At 51.1% G+C, this 22,187-nt stretch carries 20 protein-coding genes and 2 riboswitches; of the genes, 13 read left to right on the top strand and 7 right to left on the bottom strand.

Features of this window, described 5'->3' with window-relative positions:
• Positions 1-61: 61 nt before the first annotated feature.
• Complete coding sequence (locus tag PHF27_RS04050; protein WP_300066391.1) at positions 62-2,329, bottom strand: EAL domain-containing protein; 2,268 nt, start codon at positions 2,327-2,329, stop codon at positions 62-64.
• 351 nt (positions 2,330-2,680) lie between these two features.
• Here PHF27_RS04050 and PHF27_RS04045 point away from each other — a divergent pair, with 351 nt between their 5' ends.
• From PHF27_RS04045 to PHF27_RS03995, 11 genes are all read left to right on the top strand, one after another.
• Entirely contained in the window at positions 2,681-3,091 is a 411-nt protein-coding gene (locus tag PHF27_RS04045; RefSeq protein WP_300066388.1) for a rhodanese-like domain-containing protein, read from the top strand.
• A 14-nt stretch (positions 3,092-3,105) separates the two neighbouring features.
• Entirely contained in the window at positions 3,106-3,384 is a 279-nt protein-coding gene (locus PHF27_RS04040; protein WP_300066385.1) for a CC/Se motif family (seleno)protein, read from the top strand.
• Positions 3,385-3,631: 247 nt separating this feature from the next.
• Positions 3,632-4,153 carry a hypothetical protein gene (locus PHF27_RS04035; protein WP_300066382.1) on the top strand — a complete coding sequence of 174 codons (522 nt, stop codon included), beginning with the start codon at positions 3,632-3,634 and terminating at the stop codon, positions 4,151-4,153.
• A 186-nt stretch (positions 4,154-4,339) separates the two neighbouring features.
• A complete protein-coding gene (locus PHF27_RS04030) occupies positions 4,340-4,612 on the top strand; it encodes a CD3324 family protein (RefSeq protein ID WP_300066379.1) in 273 nt (90 codons plus the stop codon).
• Positions 4,613-4,727: 115 nt separating this feature from the next.
• Positions 4,728-5,801 (top strand): ribosome small subunit-dependent GTPase A, encoded by a 1,074-nt coding sequence (gene rsgA, locus PHF27_RS04025; RefSeq protein ID WP_300066376.1) that lies wholly within the window; start codon positions 4,728-4,730, stop codon positions 5,799-5,801.
• A gap of 237 nt (positions 5,802-6,038) precedes the next feature.
• Entirely contained in the window at positions 6,039-6,794 is a 756-nt protein-coding gene (locus tag PHF27_RS04020) for a transposase (protein ID WP_300066373.1), read from the top strand.
• Between the two features lie 174 nt (positions 6,795-6,968).
• The gene (locus PHF27_RS04015; RefSeq protein WP_300066419.1) at positions 6,969-7,391 is read left to right on the top strand and encodes a plasmid pRiA4b ORF-3 family protein; all 423 of its coding nucleotides are present in this window, start codon (positions 6,969-6,971) and stop codon (positions 7,389-7,391) included.
• A gap of 95 nt (positions 7,392-7,486) precedes the next feature.
• Positions 7,487-8,962 carry a TIGR02677 family protein gene (locus PHF27_RS04010; protein ID WP_300066370.1) on the top strand — a complete coding sequence of 492 codons (1,476 nt, stop codon included), beginning with the start codon at positions 7,487-7,489 and terminating at the stop codon, positions 8,960-8,962.
• A gap of 12 nt (positions 8,963-8,974) precedes the next feature.
• Entirely contained in the window at positions 8,975-10,168 is a 1,194-nt protein-coding gene (locus tag PHF27_RS04005; RefSeq protein ID WP_300066367.1) for a TIGR02678 family protein, read from the top strand.
• Positions 10,165-14,343, top strand: a complete 4,179-nt coding sequence (locus PHF27_RS04000) for a TIGR02680 family protein (protein ID WP_300066364.1) — start codon at positions 10,165-10,167, stop codon at positions 14,341-14,343. The genes PHF27_RS04005 and PHF27_RS04000 overlap by 4 nt, the downstream gene beginning before the upstream one ends.
• Complete coding sequence (locus PHF27_RS03995) at positions 14,340-15,728, top strand: TIGR02679 family protein (RefSeq protein ID WP_300066361.1); 1,389 nt, start codon at positions 14,340-14,342, stop codon at positions 15,726-15,728. The genes PHF27_RS04000 and PHF27_RS03995 overlap by 4 nt, the downstream gene beginning before the upstream one ends.
• Before the next feature lie 55 nt (positions 15,729-15,783).
• Here PHF27_RS03995 and PHF27_RS03990 read toward each other — a convergent pair whose 3' ends face one another.
• Positions 15,784-16,920, bottom strand: a complete 1,137-nt coding sequence (locus tag PHF27_RS03990; RefSeq protein WP_300066358.1) for a HAMP domain-containing methyl-accepting chemotaxis protein — start codon at positions 16,918-16,920, stop codon at positions 15,784-15,786.
• Positions 16,913-17,242: an MCP four helix bundle domain-containing protein gene (locus tag PHF27_RS03985; RefSeq protein WP_300066355.1), complete on the bottom strand. Its 330-nt coding sequence runs from the start codon at positions 17,240-17,242 to the stop codon at positions 16,913-16,915. The genes PHF27_RS03990 and PHF27_RS03985 overlap by 8 nt, the downstream gene beginning before the upstream one ends.
• Before the next feature lie 124 nt (positions 17,243-17,366).
• A riboswitch (cyclic di-GMP riboswitch) is annotated at positions 17,367-17,452 on the bottom strand.
• 157 nt (positions 17,453-17,609) lie between these two features.
• On the opposite strand from PHF27_RS03985, the gene PHF27_RS03980 reads away from it, so the two are divergent.
• A complete protein-coding gene (locus PHF27_RS03980) occupies positions 17,610-18,017 on the top strand; it encodes a hypothetical protein (RefSeq protein ID WP_300066353.1) in 408 nt (135 codons plus the stop codon).
• Positions 18,018-18,069: 52 nt separating this feature from the next.
• Here PHF27_RS03980 and PHF27_RS03975 read toward each other — a convergent pair whose 3' ends face one another.
• Together PHF27_RS03975 and PHF27_RS03970 are read right to left on the bottom strand one after the other, a co-directional pair.
• Positions 18,070-18,399, bottom strand: coding sequence for a CGGC domain-containing protein (locus PHF27_RS03975; RefSeq protein ID WP_300066350.1), 330 nt, complete (start codon positions 18,397-18,399; stop codon positions 18,070-18,072).
• 18 nt (positions 18,400-18,417) lie between these two features.
• On the bottom strand, positions 18,418-19,020 hold the full coding sequence (locus PHF27_RS03970; protein WP_300066347.1) for a DedA family protein: 603 nt from the start codon (positions 19,018-19,020) through the stop codon (positions 18,418-18,420).
• Between the two features lie 197 nt (positions 19,021-19,217).
• A riboswitch (cyclic di-GMP riboswitch) is annotated at positions 19,218-19,301 on the top strand.
• Between the two features lie 131 nt (positions 19,302-19,432).
• Between PHF27_RS03970 and PHF27_RS03965 the strand changes: the two genes are divergently transcribed.
• A complete protein-coding gene (locus tag PHF27_RS03965; protein WP_300066344.1) occupies positions 19,433-21,199 on the top strand; it encodes a methyl-accepting chemotaxis protein in 1,767 nt (588 codons plus the stop codon).
• 55 nt (positions 21,200-21,254) lie between these two features.
• Here the strand turns inward: PHF27_RS03965 and PHF27_RS03960 are convergent, their stop codons facing one another.
• Positions 21,255-21,833 carry a hypothetical protein gene (locus tag PHF27_RS03960; RefSeq protein WP_300066341.1) on the bottom strand — a complete coding sequence of 193 codons (579 nt, stop codon included), beginning with the start codon at positions 21,831-21,833 and terminating at the stop codon, positions 21,255-21,257.
• A 4-nt stretch (positions 21,834-21,837) separates the two neighbouring features.
• The coding region (locus PHF27_RS03955; RefSeq protein ID WP_300066338.1) for a hypothetical protein at positions 21,838-22,187 on the bottom strand (350 nt) is incomplete at its 5' end.

Below are 22,187 nucleotides of genomic sequence, written 5' to 3'. Positions count from 1 at the left end.
ATGGAAACAATAACAAACGAGCATAAAAAAGACGGCGCTGACAAGTTGCAGCGTCGTCTTTCTATTTTTGCAGCAAGCGGATCGCCGTAGAGGGGGGCTCTGGACGGCCGAAATAGTAGCCTTGAATATAGTCGCACTGTGTTTGCGCCAAAAAAGAAACTTGGTCGGACTTTTCCACGCCTTCTGCAACTACGACCATTTTCATAGTATGGGCCATATCGATGATGTTTTTAATAATCGAATTCTGCGTAGTGTCATTAAACATCCGGTCGATAAAGGATTTGTCAATTTTTAGCGTATTTACAGGCAAGCGATGCAGATAGGTCAGGGAAGAATAGCCGGTTCCAAAGTCATCAAGGGCGAGGCGCACACCCAATTCATTGAGCTTGGCTAAGTTGCGTACTACATTATCAAGGGACGACATGATGGCGGTTTCTGTTATTTCCAGCTCAAGCTGTTCAGGCCGAATGCCTATGTTTGTGATTACGCGTTGGACCATGGTAACAAAATACTCGTCAGATAATTGGATGGGAGAGGTGTTAACGCCAATACGAATATGTCCTTGTCCCTGCTCGGATAAGTGTTTTGCAAAGAAGCAGGATTCTTTTAATACCCATTCGCCAATCGAATGGATGAGACCGGTTTGCTCCGCCAAGGGAATAAAAATATCCGGAGAGATTCTGCCGTATTGTTCACTATCCCAGCGCAGTAAGGCTTCAAAGCCAACGATACTATGATCGTGGACTCGAACCAGCGGCTGATACAATACCGTCAATTCGCCTTGGTTCAGCGCGGAGCGAAGGGCTACTTTTAAGACCATCTGCTCATAGGCTTCGGTCTGCATGGAAGGTTCATAGAAACGCCAGCAATTTTTCCCTGTCTTTTTCGCCGCGTACATGGCGTTGTCGGCATTCTTGAGGATTTCTTCGCGAGTATCGCCGTTTTCGGGATAGAGAGCGATGCCAATGCTTGCGGAGGTTTGCAAACGAATGGTATCTGTATCGTATTCATAGGCTAAAGCTTGGATTAGCTTTGAAGCTGTTTTTTCAAGTTCCTGGCGGGAGTCTTGACTGGGTAAAATAACAACAAATTCATCGCCGCCAATGCGCGCGACAAAACCGAGGGCTTTTATTTCCGCCACAAGAATAGAGCCGGATTGAATAATTAAATCGTCGCCATATTGATGCCCTAAGGTATCATTGATCGTTTTTAAGTCGTCTAAGTCGATAAAGAGGACGGCTCCGGTATGACCTTCTTTTTGCGTTTTTTCCAGTTCTTCCTTCAACTGTTCGTTTAAGTGCTCGCGGTTGGGCAAGCCAGTAAGACTGTCATGCAGAGAAGCGTAGTGAATTTTGTTATAGTTGCAAAGCAGCTCTTCTTCTTTGGCTAAGAGCTCTTCATTTTGAGCGGCTAATTCTTCCTCTTGGGCTTGCAGGTTTTCGTGGGCGAGGAACAACTGGTCATAGTTTACTTTCAGTTTCTTTTTGAGACGGTCTATATACAGTTTGATCGCTATGCCCGTAATGATGAGAGAAGCTATAGCCGTAAGCAGAAAAAAGAGGATTTTTTCTTGGCGAGCTTTTTCATAGCCATCCGAATGGGTGTAGAAAAACTTCACGTATAGTTCTTCAAAAACGCCGTTTTCTTTTAATTGATCGAGTTTGCGGTTCATATATTCCACTAAGTCCGGACGGGCCTTGCTAACGGCGTAGGCATGCTCGCGGGGAAAGAGATTGGTAACCTGAGGAACAACGATACCCTTAAGGTTTTTAGAAATAATCGCATAATCCATAAGCTGTTGATTTTCAAAAATTACGTCGATCTTTCCGTCAAGCAGGTCGGGAAGGGCGTCGTCAATATCATCGTACGTTTGGTAGGGCGAGATATGCAGCGCGTTTCGTAGGAGACTTTCGGTATAGTAGCTTTTGCCGACGCCGACGCGCAGCTCTGATAAATTCTCAAGGGTTACTTTTTGAAAATTAGCTACCGTATAGATTGAAACGTACGAATTAAATAAGGGTTTAGTAAAGAGGACTTCTTTTTTTCGCTCTTCCGTAACGGCAATGATGCCTCCAATGTCGATATCGCCTCGTACTAGTCTTTTATAGACGCGATCCCAAGAGTCGGCGGAGTAGTCGGCATCATAATCGGTGGAATCCAAGACAAGGGTAATCAAGCTGGAATCAAATCCATACAGATAGTCTTTATTTTGAAAGGTGTACGGCGGGTAGTTTTTATCAACTTGATATTTTACGGAAGGAGCGCCAGCGCAGACGGATGCCATCAAGGAGAAGGCAAGAAGCGCTAGGACGAATCTTCGCAAAATCATATTGCATCACCTTTCTGTCTGGCTTGTGGTAGTCTGCGCCTTGAAGCGGTGGCGAACAATAGAGGGCTTCTTTGTTTTAACATAAAAGCAAGACTCTTTTATGCGATATAATATAGTTGGTAGTTTCGCTAGATACATAAGAATACCTCTTGATTACGGGAAGAAATTGTTTTTTCTAGCGGCTTTTTTCATCGTTACTTGAGAGGTTAAATGGCGGAAGCTATGAGTTTTGCGCGGCCAAAATAAAGTATATTGAAAAAGCAATAGATATAAATTATTTGTTGACAATGGACAGCCTCTTTCATAAACTATAGATAGTTTATGATGCTTTGAAAGAAAGGTTGCTTGTTTATGGATACGAAACTTGTGCTTGTTATTTCGGTCCTGGTGCTGCTGGCAGTAGTGGCGTTGGGCTGTAAAACGCAAGCTAACACGGAGGGGGCGCTTCCCGCAGGATATCATAAAATAACGGCGGCGGAAGCAAAGCAAAAAATGGCTGCAAATCCGCAGGCGGTTGTGTTGGACGTAAGGACTGCGGAAGAATACCGTGAAAAGCACATTCCCAAGGCGGTATTGCTGCCTTTGGCAGAAGTGAAGGAGAAGGCGGCGGTGGTGCTGCCTGACAAAAATGCCGAAATTCTTGTGTACTGCCGCAGCGGTAATCGCAGCCGTCAGGCAGGGGTGTTGCTGGCCGAAATGGGATACACCTCGGTGTATGATTTTGGCGGCATTCAGGACTGGCCTTATGAAGTGGTTCAGTAGAAGGAGGTGCGACTATGCTTGCGATCACGCCCGAAGCGGCCGCCTATGTGAAGGAGAAGCAAAAGCCGATTCATTTAGAGCTGCCGCCGGAAATAGGCTGCTGCATTCATTTGCGGGAAAAGCCCAGCGTTCGCTTGGGACCGCCCCATGATCCGCACAATTATGAAAAAATTGTACTTCAAGGGGTAGAGGCGTTTGTACCCAAGGAGCTGGTATCTCTTCCTTTAACGATTACGGTCAATCAATTCTTGGGCTTTCGTAGTCTGGGAATTATAGGGTGGAAGCTTGTGTGATTGAAAAATAAGAAAGCGTATGGCTTGGGTTAGCGGAACGGTAAGGCTAGCCGTTAATGCAAAAGGACCTGTACTGAAACAGCGGTTGTTTCAACACAGGTTCTTTTGCATTAGCGAGTAAGGGCATAGGATTTGTTACATAGAGTTAGGAAGAACCATTTTTTTGTAAGGGAGAAAGCGGCTTTAGCTAAGTTGGAGACTAAAACGCTGTTATGCGTAGCGGCATTACTTGAAGGAGGCAACAAGGATGACAAAGGTGTTGGCAGGGCGCATTCTTTTAGCGTTCTGCATTGGGATAAGCGGGCTGGATTATTTTTGGCAAACGGGAGCTAGCCCGTTGCTGGGAACTTGGTTTAGTAAAGCCGGCAAAGAAGCAGGAAATTTGGCTATGTACGGAGGGATTGTCGCTGGCTGCTTATATGTGAGCCGAGAGCTTTTCTCTTGGCTTAAGAAGCGCAAGGAACCGGGAGCGTCTATGGGGGCTGGTTATTTGCAAAAAATATGGGAGCAGTTGCGTCAGTGGCATGTGTTTTTGGGATATGCTGCAGTATCCTTGGCTTTTTTACATGGCTATGTGATGCTGATGTATCGTTCGCGCAAGATCTACGCTGTCTATAGCGGCGAAGTTGCCGCTGTGGCGGCACTGCTGCTTTTTATCGGCGGCAATTGGCTCTATAAGAATCGAAGGATGCTTGCTCTGCGCAATTGGCATAAAGCCTCTGCATTGGTTGTGGCTGTGGCCCTTGTAGCGCATAAAATGCTTAAATAAATGGATGAGTTTCTAACATTGACAGGCGAATTTTAAAGGAATATGCTAAGTCTATACCAGAAGAAAGGGAGAATGACTTATCGTAAAAACGCAATCTGTAGTTCGTGCTTAGCAAAGGCTAGTGCATGAGACTGCAAACGTTGTGCTAGCCTTTGCTCAATCCTAAAGAAATTAGGAGGGAGCGGCATGGGCTACAAGGCGGCTGCGCAGGTATTGCCGGAGGATTTGCTGCTGGCTGTGCAAGAATATATTGACGGCGAGTATCTTTATATTCCGCGTAAAGAAGGATCGCGGCGAAGCTGGGGGGATAAAACGGAAAACCGCCAGCAGACAAAGGCGCGAAACTGGGAAATACGACGGAAGCGTCAAGAGGGCTTTTCCCCTCGTCAACTTGCGGAAGCATACTATTTATCACCAAAGACGGTATATAAAATCTTGGCTTCAAGGGAAGCGGAATAAGCAAAGAGTCGTAAGGAAGCGCTTCCTTGCGACTCTCCTTTTTTGTTCTGAAACAAGAGAGAGAACCAATGCGTCCCGAAGATGTGCTATACTGCGCCTAAAAGGGGGGCGCACGATGAACGTTTTTTCTATGGAGCAATTGGGCTTGACCGAGGCGCAGCGAGAGGCCGCGGGTGAGTTGACGCAGCTTGGCCGCGTGGCGGCGCAATATCGAGATGGCTATACGGTGTTAACCGCGACGGGAGAGCGGTCGGCGGTTGTTGCCGGGCGGCTGCGGCATGCGGCGACGCGGCCGGCTGATTTTCCAGCGGTCGGCGATTTTGTGGCGCTAGAATATGATGCTGAGGGAGCGGCTTTGTTATGGCGCGTGTTGCCCCGCCATAGCCTATTGGTTCGCCAAGCGGCGGGAACGGCGGGACAGGAGCAGCTCATTGCGGCCAATGTCGATACGGTGTTTATTTGCATGGCCTTGAACAGTGATTACAATCTCCGGCGGCTGGAACGGTATTTGAGCTTGGTCTGGAGCAGCGGCGCTACGCCGGTGGTGATTCTTACTAAAGCCGACGTATGCGAGGATATGGAGGAAAAGATGGCGGAGGCTTCTTTATGCGCTTGCGGCGCGAAGGTGCTATGTGTTTCTGCGCTGGAGGGCGATGGTGTTGAAGCGTTGCAGGCGTATCTGGGCGCGGGAAAGACTGCGGCTTTTATCGGTTCATCGGGCGTGGGGAAATCCACCTTGATTAATCGCCTGCTGAAAAAAGAGGCGTTGGCTACGGCAGGGCTTCGCAAAGACGAAAAAGGGAGGCATACGACAACGCGCCGCGAAATGCTGCTGCTTCCGGGGGGCGGCATTGTGATCGACACGCCGGGCATGCGGGAGCTGGCGTTGGAGAGCGGGGACTTGTCCGCGGCGTTTGCGGATATTGAAGCGTTGGCTGGATCGTGCCGCTTTGCAGACCGCAGGCATGACAAAGAGCCGGGGTGTGCTGTGCGGCAGGCGGCGGCAGAGGGACTTCTGCCGGAGGAACGCTTGAAATCCTGGCGGAAATTGCGCCAGGAGCTTCTCTATGCGGAGCTGGATTCGCGCCGTCTTGAAGTGGCGAAACAGGCCGTAATGTTTGCTGACGTTGGGGGCCGAAAAAATGCGCGTCGTATGATGCAAGAAGCGAGCAAAAAGCGAAGATTCTAATTGGTTCAGGGGGACGGTTCTCCTGAACCAAAAGCCAAGAAAACGACTCAGGAGAACCGTCCCCCTGAACCGGAAAAGAGCCGTGAGGAAGCTAGAACATGCTGCCTTTCAGCTCTGCTTTTTTTAACCAGGATAAAAAGACATGGCGATGCAGGAAATCCAAAAACAACCTCGAAGTGGTTCACGGGGACGGTTCTCCCGAGTCTGCCGCAGGCTGGCAACTATGAGGTGAAGAGCATGCCGAGAAGAGCGCGAGAGAAAAGCGAAAGCGGTACGTATCATGTTATTTGGAGAGGCATCAACCGACAAATTTTATTTGAAAATGACGAGGATCGGGCAAAATATTTGGACTATCTGCAGCTTTATCGTGAAAAGTGCGGCTGTCGGGTATTGGGCTACTGTCTGATGGACAACCATGTGCATTTATTGTTGGCGGAAGGCGAGGAAGAGCTGTCGCAAGTGATGAAGCGTCTTGGTGTGAGCTATGTGCATTGGTATAATCGAAAATATGGACGTTGCGGGCCTTTGTTCCAAGATCGTTTTCGGAGCGAGGCCGTAGAAGACGAACGTTATTTGTTGACAGCGCTGCGATATATTCATCAAAACCCCAGGTCTCTGGGGATTTCTTGGGAAACGTATCCCTGGAGCAGCTATCGCGGCTATATGGAGCAAGATTCTCTGTTGGAGAATGACTTTGTCTTGGGCTTGTTTGGGCGCGACAGAAGTAAAGCGATAGCTGAATATCAGCGGTTTATGCAGGAAGAAAGTGCAAAGGCGTGTCTGGATGCAGAGATGGAATTGCTGTTGTCCGATCAGGAGGCCAACCAAATGTTGCAAGAGCAGCTGCATGGATTATTGCCCATAGAACTGCAGCATCTGGGTAAAGAAGAGCGAGATGTTGCTTTGCGTGGCCTTAAACAACTGGAGGGTCTTTCAACACGGCAAATTGCCAGGCTGACAGGGATTAGTCAAAGCGTTATTGTGCGAGCGTGATTGCGGCTGGTTCAGGGGGACGGTTCTCCTGAACCAAAACGGCAAGAAAATGACTCAGCAGAACCGTCCCCCTGAACCAAAAGAGAACAAAAAATCAGTTTTAGGGGAGGAAAGTGCTTGGCGGAGTGGAATATATAAAGCGTTTCTTTTTTGAGAAAGTAACTTGTGTGGAAGATGAATAATGCATTGCAAGAGAGGTATAAAATGGAAACCACATATATAGTAAAAGTATTGTGGCGGCGGGGTGTGTGGAGCCGGATTCAAATGTCGTCGCGGCATACGTTAGAGGAGTTGCATCAAGCGATTCAACATGCCTATGGCCTAAGTGATTCTCATTTGTACGCATTTTTTATGGAAGGAAAACCTTGGCGGGGAAAGGCGTATTGGAGTCCGGGCAATGACGAGGGACCTTTTGCAGATAAAATATCGCTGGGGCAGTTGGGGCTGGAGCTTAAACAGAAATTTTTATATCTGTACGATTTTGGTGCAGAGTTAAAAATGACGGTGCAAATCGAGCAGGTCCTTGAGACAGATGTGGTAGGTTTAAAGCCGCTTATTCTTGAAACACGTGGTGAGGGACCGGAAGAAGATTGGTGATAATTGGTTCAAGGGGACGGTTCTTCTGAACCAAAGCGGCAAGAAAACGACTCAGGAGAACCGTCCCCCTGAACCAGAATAGGAGGTGTAGAGACATGGAGGAGCTGCGCCAGAGGAAGATTGTCGAAGCGTCATATTTGACAGCGGAAAATGCGGGGCGATATCGCAGCATTTTGCGTTTTTTTTATTTGCAGCACGAAAAGCTGCGGCATTATTTATTCCCTGAGGATGTGCTGGTGCATTTGAAGGAGGACGTCTATTTTGAGGAGTACACGGAAGCGCAGCTGCAGGCGGATTTAAAGCAGCTTTGCGACTGGAACAATTTGATTCCCCGTCAGGAGACGGGGCGCGTATTGACGATTGAAGATTTCAAAAAGAAGCGCTATCGCTACCAATGTACGCCCTATACGATTGAAATCGAACGGATGGTGGAAAGGCTTCACGCCCTGGGAGAGTCCTTTGGGGGATCTCTGGAGGCGACGCTTTTTGAACGGCTTTTGGCGGCGCTGCGTCATTTTTCCGAGGAGAGGGGCTCCGCGTCCGGGGCGGAGTTTAACCAAACCTGGGAGGATGTATACGCGTGTTTCCGTAAGCTTGTGGAGCAGGCGTCAGACTATATCGCGTATTTGAAAAGTGAAAAAGTGGAGGAGTGTATGAAAAGTGAGGCCTTCTTGACGTATAAGGATGCCTTTGCCGAGTACATCCGCCGCTTTATTCTGGGCTTGCAGACGTCGTCGTATAACATTGAGAGCCTTTTAAAGCAAATTACCGCAGCAGATATGGCGGCGGCAGCGGAGAAAATTGCCGATTATCAGATGAGCATTCCGCGCCTGGAAGAGGCGGTGGAGCGTTCGGTGTATGTGGCGCGCTGTTTGGAGCAATGGGAAAGCTTGCGTTTGTGGTTTTTTGGCTCAGCAGGGCATGCAAGCGAGCTGCTGCTTTTGGAGCGCGAGACGATGGAGACTATTCGGCGCATTACGCGCTTTGCCCAGCGTTTAGGGGAACGGCATAGCGCCAGTCGCAGCCGGTATCAGGATTATCTGTATTTGGCAGGCTGGTTTTCCACGCTGCCGAATGTGGATGAGGCTCATAAGCTGGCGGCGGCGCTTTTTGGATCTTCCGGAGTGCGGCATATTTGCGCCGGAGTGCGGGAGAGCGAGGATATGGACGGCGTGATTTGGGAGGAGCCCTCGACGGTTCTGCCGGTCAAGCCCAGTGTGAATACATATCGGGAAAAGACGCGGCCAGGGGCAGTGGTGAACCGGCAAGCGGAAAAGGAGGCGGCCAGGGAAGCCTTTTTGAGAGAAAAAGAGGCGGAGCAGGCCTTGGTTGACGCTTTGAGTGCTGACGGGCGAAATATTGTGCTGGCTTCGCTGGGCCTGCAGCCGCCGATTGTGCGCAAAACCCTTTTGAACTGGATCAGCCGCTGCATGGGGCAGGGGGATCGAACGGCGAAAACGGAAAACGGGCGGTTGGTGCGGCTGGTGCGCCGCAGCGAGGCGCAGATCGTTCTGGAGTGTACAGACGGGACGCTGCAGCTGCCGGATTTTGTTTTTGAGTTTTTGGATTGACGGAGGGAACTCATGGCGAGCGTAATCGAGAAGTTTGATGAGGAGGACCGGGAGATGGCGCAGGCGCTCCTGGAACAGTATTGGATTATACGTGAGGAACAGCCGGAGCTGTATCAGCGCCTGCGGCGGCGCGAACAGGGATTGCGCAATTACTTTTTTGATAAATGCGGCTTTCGCCTGCTTGTGACGAGGCAGTTTGTGAAGCTGGAAAAAATTCCGGCCCGTCCGGCACCCTGGATGGGGCTGCCTGGGCTGCAGCAGGTGCGCGATTATGTGCTGTTATGCTGTTTGCTGGCCTTTTTAGAGAGCAAAAGCCTGGACGAGCAGTTCTTGCTGAGCGATTTGTGCGAGGCGCTTTTGTCCTTGTATCCGGAGGCGCCGCCGGAGCAGGACGGGTTGCGTTGGGAAACCTACGAATGGCGCAAATCCATGGTGCGGGTGCTGGAGCTGGCCTGTTCCTACGGCTTGCTTGTCAAGGTGGACGGTGATGTTGCCGGTTTCGGCGGCAGTCAGGAAAGCGAAGCCCTTTTTGAAGTGACTTTGCTGGCGCGATACTTCTTGCGCTCCTATCCGAAGGATTTACAGCAGTACGGGACGCTGGAGCAATTGCTGGCGGCGGAGGATGTGGAAGAGGAAAGCGACATCGGACGTGTGCGCAAGCAGCGCATTTACCGGGAATTGTATTTGACGCCTGGTTACGAGCGTTGTGAGGCGGGGAGCAGCGACTTTTTGTATTTGCGCAATATGAGAAATCGTCTGGCAGAGGATGTGTCCGAGCACAGCCTGCTGCAGTTCGAGCTGTATAAAGACGTGGCGATGCTTACGGCGCCTGTGGAGCGGCGATATCAGCTGCAGGCGTTTCCTGACCGCAGCGGCTTGGCGGCGATTATTCTGCATTTGGGAGCGGAGCTGCGGCGTCGCTGGCAGGAGGAGTCCCAGGGCTTTTCCTTTACGGAGCTGGAGTTTTCTCAATTGCTGGAGGAATGCCGCAAGCGGACCGGCGCAGGCTGGACCAAGGAGTACCGGGACATGTCGATGAACAAGCTGCAGCGGGAGTTGCTGGCGGCTTTAGAAAACTGGAAAATGGCGCGCAGTGACGAGAGCGGCTTGCTTTGGCTGACCCCTCTTTTAGGAAGGACCGTTGGCGCGTATCCTGATGATTATGAGCCGGAAAAACAAGCGAGGAAAAGAGAGGGTGCACGATGAAGCAGTGGCAAATGCACAGAGCGGGTTTGCTAAACTTTTGGTATTACGATCAGGAAGAGTTTTTCTTTGCTGACGGCAAGCTGCTGCTGCGCGGCATGAACGGCTCGGGTAAGTCCGTGACTATGCAAAGCTTGATTACAGTGCTTTTAGACGGAAAGATCGCCGCCAATCGTCTGGACCCGTTTGGTTCTAAGGACCGCCGGATGGAGGATTACCTGCTGGGCGAGCGAGAATTGGTGGACCGCGAGGAACGTACAGGCTATTTGTATCTGGAGTACAAACGCCAGGACAGCGAGCAGTACCTTACTACCGGCATCGGCCTGAAGGCGAGGCGGGGCGGAACCATTGAGTTTTGGGGTTTTGTTATTACCGACAGCCGCCGTATTGGGAAAGATTTTTTTCTGACGAAAACAGAATACAATGCAGACGGTCAGGAAGAGCGCATTCCCTTGACTCGGGCGGAGCTGGAAAAGCTTTTGATTTTGCCGGGAGGACAGGTGTTCCGTCGACAAGGAGATTATGCAGAGGCGGTCAATAAGTACGTCTTTGGCTTTGCTTCATTGGAGCAGTATAAGGACTTGATGGAGCTTTTAATTCAGCTGCGCAGTCCGAAGCTGTCCAAGGAGTTTCGCCCTAGCGTAATTCACGAAATTCTGACGGAATCTCTGCCTTCCTTGTCGGAAGAAGAACTGCGTCCTTTGTCAGATACCCTGGAAAACATGAAGCAGACCAAGGAGCAGCTGGAGCTGTTGGGGAGAGACCGCGAAGCTTTGGGCCGTTTGGAGCGCGCCTACGACCAGTATAATGTCTTTATTCTGGCGGAAAAGGCGAAAGGACAGCGCAAAGCCGAGGCGGCTCTGAGCCGACAGGAGCGGCTGCGGGAAGAGCAGCTGCAAGAAAGTCAGGCGAAACAAGAGGCCTTGGCAAAGATTCTAGGGGAGCAGGCATCCTTGGAGTGCGAAAACCAGGCGCTGCTGCAGGAAAAAGAGGCGCTGGTTCAGCATGACGTGTTCCGGGCGGAAAAGCGGCGCCAAGAGGTGGACGGGGAGCTGCAGCATAAGGAAGGGCAATGGCAAAGCAAGAACCAGTCTTGGGAAGAAAAGAAAAAGACGGAACTCCGCGACGCAGAGCGTTTGCGTCAGGAGCGACTGCGCCAGGATACGGCGGAAGAAGCCATGCTGGAGCAGCTGGAGGAACTGGGGGATCAAGGAGAGGCAGCGGCTTTTTCCGCCCATGAAGCCTTGGCGTCGGCCTTCATCAAGGAGTACGCTGGAGGGTATTCCTTTGCGTCCTGGAAAGAGACGGCGGCGGCTCATAACCGGCGGCTGCAGGAGATTAATGGGCATTTTGCGCGTCTAGGTTTTGCCAAAGAGCGCCAGCAAGAAGCGGCGGCTGCCTCTGACGCGGCGCAGGCGGCGTATGATTCGGCGCGAGAAGCAGAACGGCAGGGTGAGCAGCTTTTTTTTAACGCAAGAGAGGAACTTCTGGCTGCTTTCTACGCCTGGGTGTCTGCGAGCAAGGAGCTTTTGCCGCTGGAAGCGGAGGAAATTCGCGAGGCGGCGCAGAGCGTGCAGCGTTTGTATGAAAACGCTCGCTGGCAGGATGTGCTTCAGCCGGCAGAACAGGGGCGGAGGCGCCGCGAGGATGAGTGGCGGAGCCAAAAGCTGGCTGTTGCGCATGAGACCGAGCAAACCCGTCAACAGCTGCGTCAAACAGAGGGGCTGCTACAGGAGTGGCGCACCCGCCGGGAGCCGGAACCGCAGCGCCATGGTGAAAAAGACGCCGCTCGCGTTTGGCTGAAGGAACAGCAGGTGCCGTTTTTGCCGTTTTACGAGGCGGTGGAGTTTAACGAAAACGTTGACGCCCTAACACGGGAGCGCATAGAAGCGGCCTTGGGGGAAATGGGGCTTTTAGACGCCCTTATTGTGCCGGAGGAGGCCAGAAGCCGGCTGCCGGCTTCCCTGGCGGACAGCGTGATTCGGCCGGAACCGGCTATTCTTTGCGCGACCTTGGCTGATTATTTGCATCCTTTGCCCCCTCAGGAGGCGGCGGTGCTTCCGGCGCTCATTGACGAGGTGTTGCGCAGCATTTTGGTTAATGACGAGCAGGCGCAAGGGCTGCTGGCGCAAGAAGGCGGCGCAGCGCCTGTTCTGTCTGTGCGCTATGGCGCGTATCGTACCGGCCTTTTGGCCGGGCAGGCGCCGCGCCAGGAGAGCGCCTTGTTTATTGGGCGCGAAGCGCGCAAGCAGTACCGGTTGCAGGAGATTGCCCGTCTAGAGGGGGAAGCGGAGGCGCAGCGCGAAGCATTGGCGACGCTGCAGCTCCGCGCGGAAGCAATTGAGCAGGCCTTAAGCGAGCTGCAGCGCTGTTGGGAACTTTTTCCTCAAGAAGAGAATCTAGATAGGGTGAATCGTCAGTGGCTGGGGAAAAAGCAAGCTTTGTCGATTTGCGAGAGTGATGCAGCGGCTAAAAATGAGGCGCTGCGCGCCTGCATGAATGAAACTCAAGGCGTTTTAAACCGCCTGCGCCAAGCGGTAGAAGGTTTGCAGCTGTCTTTTTTGGCGGAGGAATATCAAGAAGCGCAACGGCAGTTTAGTGTGTACCTACAGCGCCTGCAGGATTTAGAATTGGCACGGCACAAATTTATTGATGCGCGAACCCATGTGCAGCGCTTGCAGGAGCATCTGGAGGAAGTTCAGGCAGATGTCGACGCCTTGAAGGGCGAACTGCTGGTTTTGGCTGGGGAAAAGGAGCGTCTCACAAGGGAGCTCGAGGGGCTTGAGGCTCGCTTAGCCGCTTTAGGGGCCGAAGACATTCGGCGGCGTAGCCGGGAAGTCGTAGCCAGGCTGAACGAGCTGCCGGGACTTTTGAAAAAGGCGTTGCACGAAGAAGCGGCTTTAAAACAGCGTTTAGAAATCCTAAGACAGGAGCTGGAGCGCGGCGAAGGACGTCTGGCTTTTTGGCGGCAAAACGCGGCTTCTTGGCGGCGGGTATTTGCACAAGAAGCGGAACTGCGCCTGGTTGCGGCGATGGAGGAAGACGACTTTCCATGGACTGATGCGAATCAGGTCTGGCAGCGCCTCGGGCCGTGGGTGGAGCAAGAGGAGCCGACACGGGAAAAGATGACAGACAGACTAATGGCTTCCTTTTTCCGCGAACAGGCTGTGTTGGGAGAATACCGCTTGCAGTTGGAAGAAACTCAGTCGGCGGACCTGCAGTTGCCGCAACTGCCGAAGCAGGAGGAGACTGATGCCTTCTTGCTGGCGAATCAAGAACTCAAGCAAGCGGCTCTTAGGAAGCTGGCGGTTCTGGAATGCGCCGGCCGTCGCATGACTCCCCGCAGCGCCTGGCAGGAGCTTTCGCGGCAGATGGCGGAGCAGCAGATGACCCTGACTCATCAGGACAGGGAGCTCTACGAAGAAGTTATTATGAACAGCATTGGGCGGATTATCAGCCAGCGCATCAATAGCGCCGAAGGCTGGGTGGCGCATATGAATGACCTTATGGAAAGCCTGGATACCTCGAGCGGCCTGGTATTTTCACTGCGCTGGAAGCCCCTTACCGCCGATGACGACAGCCAAATGGATACGGAGGAGCTGGTGAGGCTGCTGCGTTCGGACCGGCGGCTTTTAAAGGAAGAAGATATGAAGCGCATTGTGAGGCATTTTCAGTCGCGCATTGAACAAGCCAAGGCGCAAGCTGATGTGCGTTCAGAATCTTTTCAAGACCTGGTTAAGGAGACTCTCGATTTTCGCAAATGGTTTTCCTTTAACCTTTTTTATCGCCGCGAGGGAATGCCGAAAAAGGAGCTTACTAACAGTGTCTTTGGCAAATTCAGCGGCGGTGAAAAAGCCATGTCTATGTACATCCCCCTATTTTCAGCAGCGTATTCCCGCTATGGCGAAGCGCGGCCGGATGCGCCTAAGGTGATTTCTCTTGACGAGGCCTTTGCCGGCGTCGATGAGAACAACATCCGAGAAATGTTTGCGCTGGTGGAACAGCTTTCCTTTAATTACATTATGAATTCCCAAGCACTTTGGGGCGATTATGATACAGTGAGGAGCCTGGCTATTTGCGAGCTGGTACGGCCGAAAAACGCTCCCTTTGTTTCGGTGGTGCGCTACCATTGGGATGGACGGGTGCGAACGCTGCGTGACGAGGAAACGATCTCATGAAGGCACAAGAGGTAGCTCAAAAGGCGGCGGCTTATTTTCGCTCGCAGCCGGGATTGGCGCGCCTTTTGGCGGGGTGCGTGGAAAAATATCGCCGCCACGGGCGGCTTGCGGGCAAGGTAATGCTGTCTAAGGCCAGTGAAGAGGAGCGGCAGGCGTTAGAGGCTTTTTTGCGCCGCCGTTTGGAGGCGGAAGAAACGCTGCTTATTTCCTTGCGGGAAGTGGCGTTGGCGTTGCAGGCTACTTGTTTTGCCGAGGCCGATTTATTAGCGGTTTTGCAGGCATATGCCGGCGAAGAACTTCTTCCTCGGTCGCAGGTGCGCCTTATGGCCCAAGAGCAGCGAGATTTGTTTTTTCAGCAGCTCCTGCGTGAAAACAGCCAGCCTTCCACGCAACGCTGGCTGCAAGCTGTTTGGGAGAAAGATGCCGGCGTACAGCGGGCGCAGCGAGCCTACACAAATGGCTGCGAGGAGGAGCAACAGCTGTTTTCGCTGGCGGCGAAAGCGCTGGCGCAGCTTTCTGAAGCGAAAGAACGGCTGCCTGTTTATGCTGCGAGGATTTTTGGGGACCCTCACGCCCTCGATAGTACGACTGCTTTGGGGCGTGTTTTTTTGGAGGCTCTGCGCTTTTTGCGCCCCGAAGCTGGTCAGGACGATTTCTCGCGGACCGAGGAAGAGGCCGAACTTCTTTATCATTTTGGCTTGCTTCGAGATGATGTGCTCAATTTTGTTACCTGTGCCGGCTTAGCGGCGTTTCGGCAGCAGGGCGGCTGCGAAATGGAAGTATCTTACTGGCGGGAAGCTTGGCGGCAGCGAGCGGTGCTCAATGCACCCCTGCGGGAACTGGCCAGCCTGAGCTCTTTGCGCCCTGCCGGTAAGGCGAAGGAAGTTGTATATATAGTAGAAAACTCAGGGGTTTTTTCGGCGCTTCTCGATGTTTTTGAACAAAGAAATCTGCCATTGCCGCCTCTTATGTGCACCCACGGAAATTTTAAACTGGCTTCGTGGGTTGCGGTCAATTTGCTGACAGCTGGCGGCTGCACGCTTTGCTACTCCGGCGACTTGGATCCAGAAGGCTTGCTCGCGGCGGATGCCTTATACAAACGAAATCCCCAGCAGGTCCGGCTTTGGCACTATGGGTTGGAAGATTATCACTTCGCCTTGCCTAAGGATGCTCCATTGCTGCCGGAGGCGCGGCTGAAAAAGATGGAAGGTCTTTCTTGTCCTGAGCTGCGAGCGTTAGCGCAAGTTTTGCAGCAAAAAAAGCGTGCCGCCTATCAAGAGGCGCTGCTGAGTAATTTACTGGCGGATCTCTTGCTTTTGGTTCAGGGGGACGGTTCTCCTGAACCAAAAAGCCAAGAAAATGACTCGGAAGAACCGTCCCCCTGAACCAGAGAAAGCAGGCAACGAATCACTAGAACCGTCCCCCTGAACCAGATGATAATTATGCTAATTGAAACTTGCCGACTTCTTGGCGCAGCTCTTCGGCCATGCTGGCTAAGGCCTGGCTGGAAGCGGCGATTTCTTCGGTGGAAGCAGCCTGCTCTTCTGTAGAGGCGGAGACGGTTTGGGTTTGGCTTACGGCGTGCTTGCTCAGATGATCGATGTCTTTCATGGCGGCGACCATTTGCTCGCTGCCGCCTGCCATTTGCTGCATAGCGGCAGAGGCTTCCTGCATTTGCATATTAACGGATTCAACTAATGCGCCGATTTTATGGAATGCTTCGCCGGCGGACTGAACCGCGGTTGATCCTTCTTGGACCAACTGCGGACCTTCGTTCATGACGGTTACGGCTTTTTCCGTATCTCCTTGGATTTCACCGATCAGCATAGCGATTTCCTTGGCGGCTCCTTGGGACTGTTCGGCTAGCTTGCGTACTTCTTCGGCTACGACAGCGAACCCTCGTCCTTGCTCACCGGCTCGGGCGGCCTCGATGGCTGCGTTTAGGGCCAGCAAATTCGTTTGGCTGGCAATGCCGGAAATGGTGTCCACAATTTGGCCGATTTCCTGCGAACGTTCGCCAAGCTGGGCGACAACGGCGGCAGACTGTACCACGTTTTCCTCAATTTGCTGCATTTGCGCAATGGCGGCATCGACTTCACGGCTGCCGATCTGGGCCGCTTGCGCCGCTTCGTTGGCCTGTGCGCTGACTTGGTTCGCGTTAGCGGCGGCTTGTTGGATGTTGGCGGACATTTGCGTTATTGTAGCGGCCGTGGTATCTACGGCCTGTAGTTGTTGTTCCGAGCCCTGCGCTACTGAGCCAATAGCAGTAGCGACATCGCTGCCTGCCTGGGCGGCTTGATCGGCGCTGGCGGTCAATTGCTGGGAAGAAGCGGCCACTTGTTCGGCGGAGGAGCTTACTTGGCGAATCAAATGGCGCATGCTTTCCTTCATTTCTTGGAAGGCGCTAGCTAATTGTCCCATTTCATCATTAGAACGGACTTGAATCGGCTCGGACGTTAGTTTGCCTGCGGCCATTTCCTTTGCGGCTTGCACCATTTGCTGAGCGGCGCGGGAAATACCACGGCTCAAGACGAGACTGATCGCAATAGAACCCATAATCAGCAAAGCGTTAACCAATCAATTTTTTAGCTTTTTCCGTTACGAAGATTTGCTCCATTCGCGCCAGTTTAGCATCGGATTCTTTGCGAAGGGCCTCAAATTTAGTTTTATCCGCGGCATCGCCGGTGAGGTTGTATTTGCGTACCGTAGCGGCTTCTTCAATAATATGAGCGGATAGTTCTTCGACTAAGGCCAGTTTTTCTAAATTAATTGTTGTGACATCGTGGTATTCGCGGTTCATTTCACCAATTTTGTAGTACGTATACCCGCTCATTAGTAAGGTGGCGATAATTACGGCTGAAAATCCTGCTAAAATCTTTTTTCCAATGGTCAAATTCACTTGGTGTTTCTCTCCTTTTTCTTCTTTACTTGTTGTGTTCAGTAGGAGGCATCACCATGCATAGTGCTGAAGAAAAAAGAAAAAGACAGGTAAGCCTGTCCGAATAGCAAGTAGCAATTAGCTAGTTGGCGGCGCGGCGATCATAGGCGGTTAGCCCTTAGACCCGTAGCTTTGCGTCCCTATTTTTCAATAGGTTTGCCCTACATTATGATATTGTGATATTTATTAAACAATACAATGGAATGTTTGTCAATTTTTTTGTTTCCTGTGTCATGCATTTGTCACAATATCCGTTTATAATAAGAATAGCAAAAATGGCGCATGAAGAAGAAAATGCGTGTATTTTACTGACAGGAGGAGAGTAAGGATGTTGACGGTTCTTTTGATTTTGCTTGGACTCTATGTTGTGTATCGGTTATTTCGCTCGCGTTCGGGGTATAATCAAAATCCCTACATGGGTGGAAACAGCGGTTTTGGCATGGGAGGCATGCTGGGCGGTATGGTGCTGGGGTATTTGCTGTCGAATTATCTGATTGATCAGCACCAGTATGATATGTGGCGCAATATGGGCGACGATGAATTGCGCGAAACCCTTACGTCGAACGGGATCTTGAATGGAGATGAATTTGACGATTTGCTGGGACAGGCGGAGGCGGGAAATCTGCCGGATGTTGCTAGTCAAAGCGGTTGGGATGATAGCAGCCAGCAGGATGTGGCTTCCAATAGCTTTGACGATTACCAAGATAATGATTTTGGCGGGGATGATTGGGGCTAGTACACCCAATAAAGTAAAACCACCTGGCTGTTGGCCAGGTGGTTTTAATCATCTAATGCGTCCAGTCAATAAGTTTGCAATCTTGTCCGAGCGCTTTCGTAATCGCTTCTTTCATCATTGCAAAATTGGGACACGGAAAACCGATCGGCGTACCTTTGCTAATGCAAGAAGCAAGAAGAATTGCGTCCGCCCCTCTATCAACCATCATCTTAGCTCGTGTTACGGCTTTTTTGCCGGGGCAGCCACCGCAGGAGACAAAGCCTACAATATCGACAGCGCCAGTATCGGCAAAAGCCCCTTTTCCTTGTTTGGCCATGATGAAATCAGTAGTTCCCGGACACATATCTTCGGTTTGTTGGCAGCGAATCATGCCGACTTTCATAGCTTCACTTCCTTTTTGTTATTTGTTTTTTTTACCAACAACGCGCTTCCACCAAACAAACAAGGCAATCACAAGCAGCAGCAGGACGCCGAGGCTGGCTTGATGTCCGTAGGCAGTAAGAAGATACCAGTTCTCGCCTAGAGCGACTCCCAAATAAATCAACGCGATGGTCCAAGGCAGAGAGCCCAATAGGGTATAAACTGCAAATTTGCTGAAGTTGACTTTGGCAAAACCGGCAGGCAGGGAAATAAACGTGCGCACCACCGGCAGAAGTCTGGCAAAGAATACTGCTGCTAGGCCATAACGGTCAAACCAGCGTTGGGCCAGATCTATTTTGGAGGGAGTAGTAAAAAAGTATTTGCCATATTTCGTAATGAAGGGGCGACCGCCGTAATAGCCAAGAGCGTAGGAAACTATTGATCCAAGCAGGCCGCCTGCAACGCCGCAAAGGACAGCCGGTTCAAAATTCAAGCGGCCCAGATATACCAGATAGCCTGCAAAGCCAAAAATTAGTTCGCTGGGAATCGGGATGTTAGCGCTTTCCAAAGCCATTCCTGTAAAAATAGCCCAATACCCCCAGGTGTCGATCGAGTGTGTTACAAATAAAAACAGTGCATCCATAGTGTTCCCCCGTATAGTGAGCGTGTTAGGAATAGGAATTGCGTAAAATGGCATTTCTGCAGCGGTTTGCAAAAATCCTTTAGAAGAAGGTAAGGAACTCAAAAACGAACTAAAGTACAAACAATAAAAAAATAAATAATTTGCTGGAAGAGCATTGATATGATAGAATTATAGAAAAATACTGTATGATTATAACAATTACATAAAAGCAAACTCGCTGAAAAGCGAGGACGCAAAGCTACGGGTCTAACGGCAGAGCCTATGACCGCCTGGCTGCCGCTTTTCAGAGGAGCGTTACGCAACACCTGCTTCTTGCGCAGGTGCTTTTTTATACCGCTAAGGTGTAGCTCATGTTTTGGGAGTTGTTTGGTAAAAGGTACTGAGTTAGTCGGAAATGGAGTGAAGGTATGTTATGACAAAATTGAAGTATCGTTTGATTGCCGCGATGGTGGCCACAAGTTTTGCTTGTATTCTGATTCTCTCTTGTTTTTCAATTATCAATACCATTCAGAAAAACGAGCAGGGTACGAAAGAATACCGGACTATGCTGTATGATCAGTTTGACCGGAGCATTAAACTGCAGGTGGAAACGGTGCACAGCCTGGTGCAGCGTATTTATAGTCAGCAGCAAAAGGGGCTGCTGACTGAGGCGGACGCGAAAAAGCAGGCGGCCGACTTGGCGCGCGACTTGCGTTTTGACAACGGTAATTATTTCTGGATTGATACGGCGGAAGGCGTCAATGTGGTTCTGCTGGGGCGCGAGGTGGAAGGCAAAAGCCGTATTCACCTTGTGGATCCTAACGGTAAAAAGTTTATTCAGGAGATTATCGCCAGCGGCTTAAAAGAAGGTGGCGGTTTTACGGACTTCTCTTTCCCCAAGCCGAACGAAACAGAGTCTTTGCCTAAACGCAGCTACTCGTTGCTGTTTAAGCCCTATAACTGGGTGATTGGTACCGGCAACTGGGTAGATCATATTGAAAAAGACGTGCAGGTTAAAGTAGAAGAAAATAAACGTCAAGTAAGTTATGATATTACGTTGACGGTAGTAATTGCCTTGATTGCTTTGGGCTTGGTAAGTGCTTTCGCTATGTACATTAGCCGCAAAATTTCCGAACCGGTAGTTAAAGTGGCGGAGGGCGTGAAGCAGATTGCCGCCGGCGATTTGGGAATTGCGGACCTCGAAGTGGAATCGAAGGACGAAATTGGCCAATTGGCGCATTCCGTCAATGAGATGAAGCAGCATTTAAAAGAGCTCATTCGCGGCATTGCTAATTCCTCCAGTCAGGTAGCGGCGGCCAGTGAACAGCTGACGGCTGGGGCGGAACAGTCAGCGCATGTAGTAACCCAGGTAGCGGAGTCGATTAATGAAGTGGCCCAAGGGGCGGAAAAACAGATGCGGGCGGTCACTGAGACGTCCAGTGCGGTGGAGCATATCTCTTCCGGCATGCAGCAGGCGGCGGCAGGTTCCGCGCAGGCAGCGGAGCACTCTACGCAGGCAGCGCGGAAAGCCAAAGAAGGCGATTTGGCCGTAGGCCGGGCGGTGACCCAGATGGCGTCCATTGAAAGGACCGTGAATAATTCGGCCCAGGTGGTAGCGAAACTGGGCGAGCGTTCCAAAGAAATCGGGCAGATTGTCAGCGTTATTTCCGGTATTGCCGGGCAGACGAACTTGCTGGCGTTGAATGCGGCCATCGAGGCGGCCAGAGCCGGCGAGCAAGGACGCGGGTTTGCCGTAGTCGCGGACGAAGTTCGTAAGCTGGCGGAGCAGTCGCAAGAAGCGGCGCAGCGCATTGCCGAGCTAATCGGAGAAATTCAAGGCGATACGGATCAGGCGGTGGTCGCTATGAGCGAAGGGACTCGCGAAGTGAAGGTAGGCAGCGAAGTAGTAACCGCGGCAGGTCAGGCGTTTGCAGAGATCACCGAGTTGGTAGCGCACGTTTCCGAGCAGGTGCAGGATATTTCTCAAGTGATGCAGCGCATGTCTCAAGGCAGCGAGAAAATCGTCACTTCGGTCCATACGGTTTCCAATTTGAGCGAAGCGGCTATGGGCGAAGCGCAGACGGTTTCTGCGGCAACCGAGGAGCAGTCGGCATCGATGGAGGAAATCGCTTCTTCCAGCCGGGCGTTGGCGAATTTGGCGCAAGACTTACAAGAAGCAGTGAACCGTTTTCGGCTGTAATAAAGAATAGAAAAAACCGCACAGGAAAATTTTCCTGTGCGGTTTTCTTTTCGGTTTACAGCAAAAGTGCATCAAGATCTTTTTTTGTCTTGCTTAGGAAGGCGGTTCTGATTAGAGAAACGGCTTCTTTTTTTTCTTTTAATTGACTGGTAAGGGCTTTAGCCTGCTTGAACGTCTCTGTATATTCCGCTAACGAGGAATAGCTGGCAGGGGAAGAATCCAGCTGTTTACCTAAAGCTGCTAGCGTTTTTAATTTTTGCGAGGCAGCTATGCAGGCTTTTAGGTACTGGGCGTGAGCGGCGCTGTATTCTTGTAATTCACTCAAAGCGATGGTTAGGGTCTCTTTGGTTTTGGCGGCGCCGGACGTGGGCGGAATTGTTTCGGATAATTGCGCTTCTAGTTCGCTGAGGGTGTTTTGAATGCGCTCGCATTCGGCGATTTGTCCCGGAAGAAGCTGTTCATCGCTATCGCCTAAGTCATAAATCGCTTCTAAATTTTCCTGTAGGGCGTTCATTGTCTGGTAGGTAGGTGAAATGGCAGCGCTATATTGTTTGGTTTGATAGTGCTGATAGCCCCAGTAAAGGCCCAATAGTAAAAGAAGAAGTAAAATGAATGCATTCGGTTTGCTCCGCATGAGCTTAGGGCTCCATGTTTTGTTGATTTAGCCAATTGATGGCGGCTTGGTTGAAATTCCCTTTGGTGTTGCGCGTAACACGGTCAATCAACAGATAATCGCTATCATGGATATGCCGGGCAAGGGTCAAGTGAACAGCTGAGGCGGATTTGTCGGTGTTTAGCAGCCACACCGAGCTCATCAAACGGTGCGTATCCCCGAGATTTTCAATGGCATTAAAAAAATCAGGGTATTCTTGCTGTGGTTGGTTGAAATCATAAGTGATTAAAAAAAGCATGATACAAGCCTCCTTTTTAGATGGGGTAGGTTGTAATTCAATTTTTTTATATTTCAATATCCAAGGAGAAAATCCTC

Source organism: Anaeromusa sp. (assembly GCF_028691475.1).
Taxonomy (GTDB): Bacteria; Bacillota; Negativicutes; order Anaeromusales; family Anaeromusaceae; genus Anaeromusa.
The sequence above is the reverse complement of the archived record's forward strand: the minus strand, read 5'-3'. Positions and strand labels throughout refer to the sequence as shown.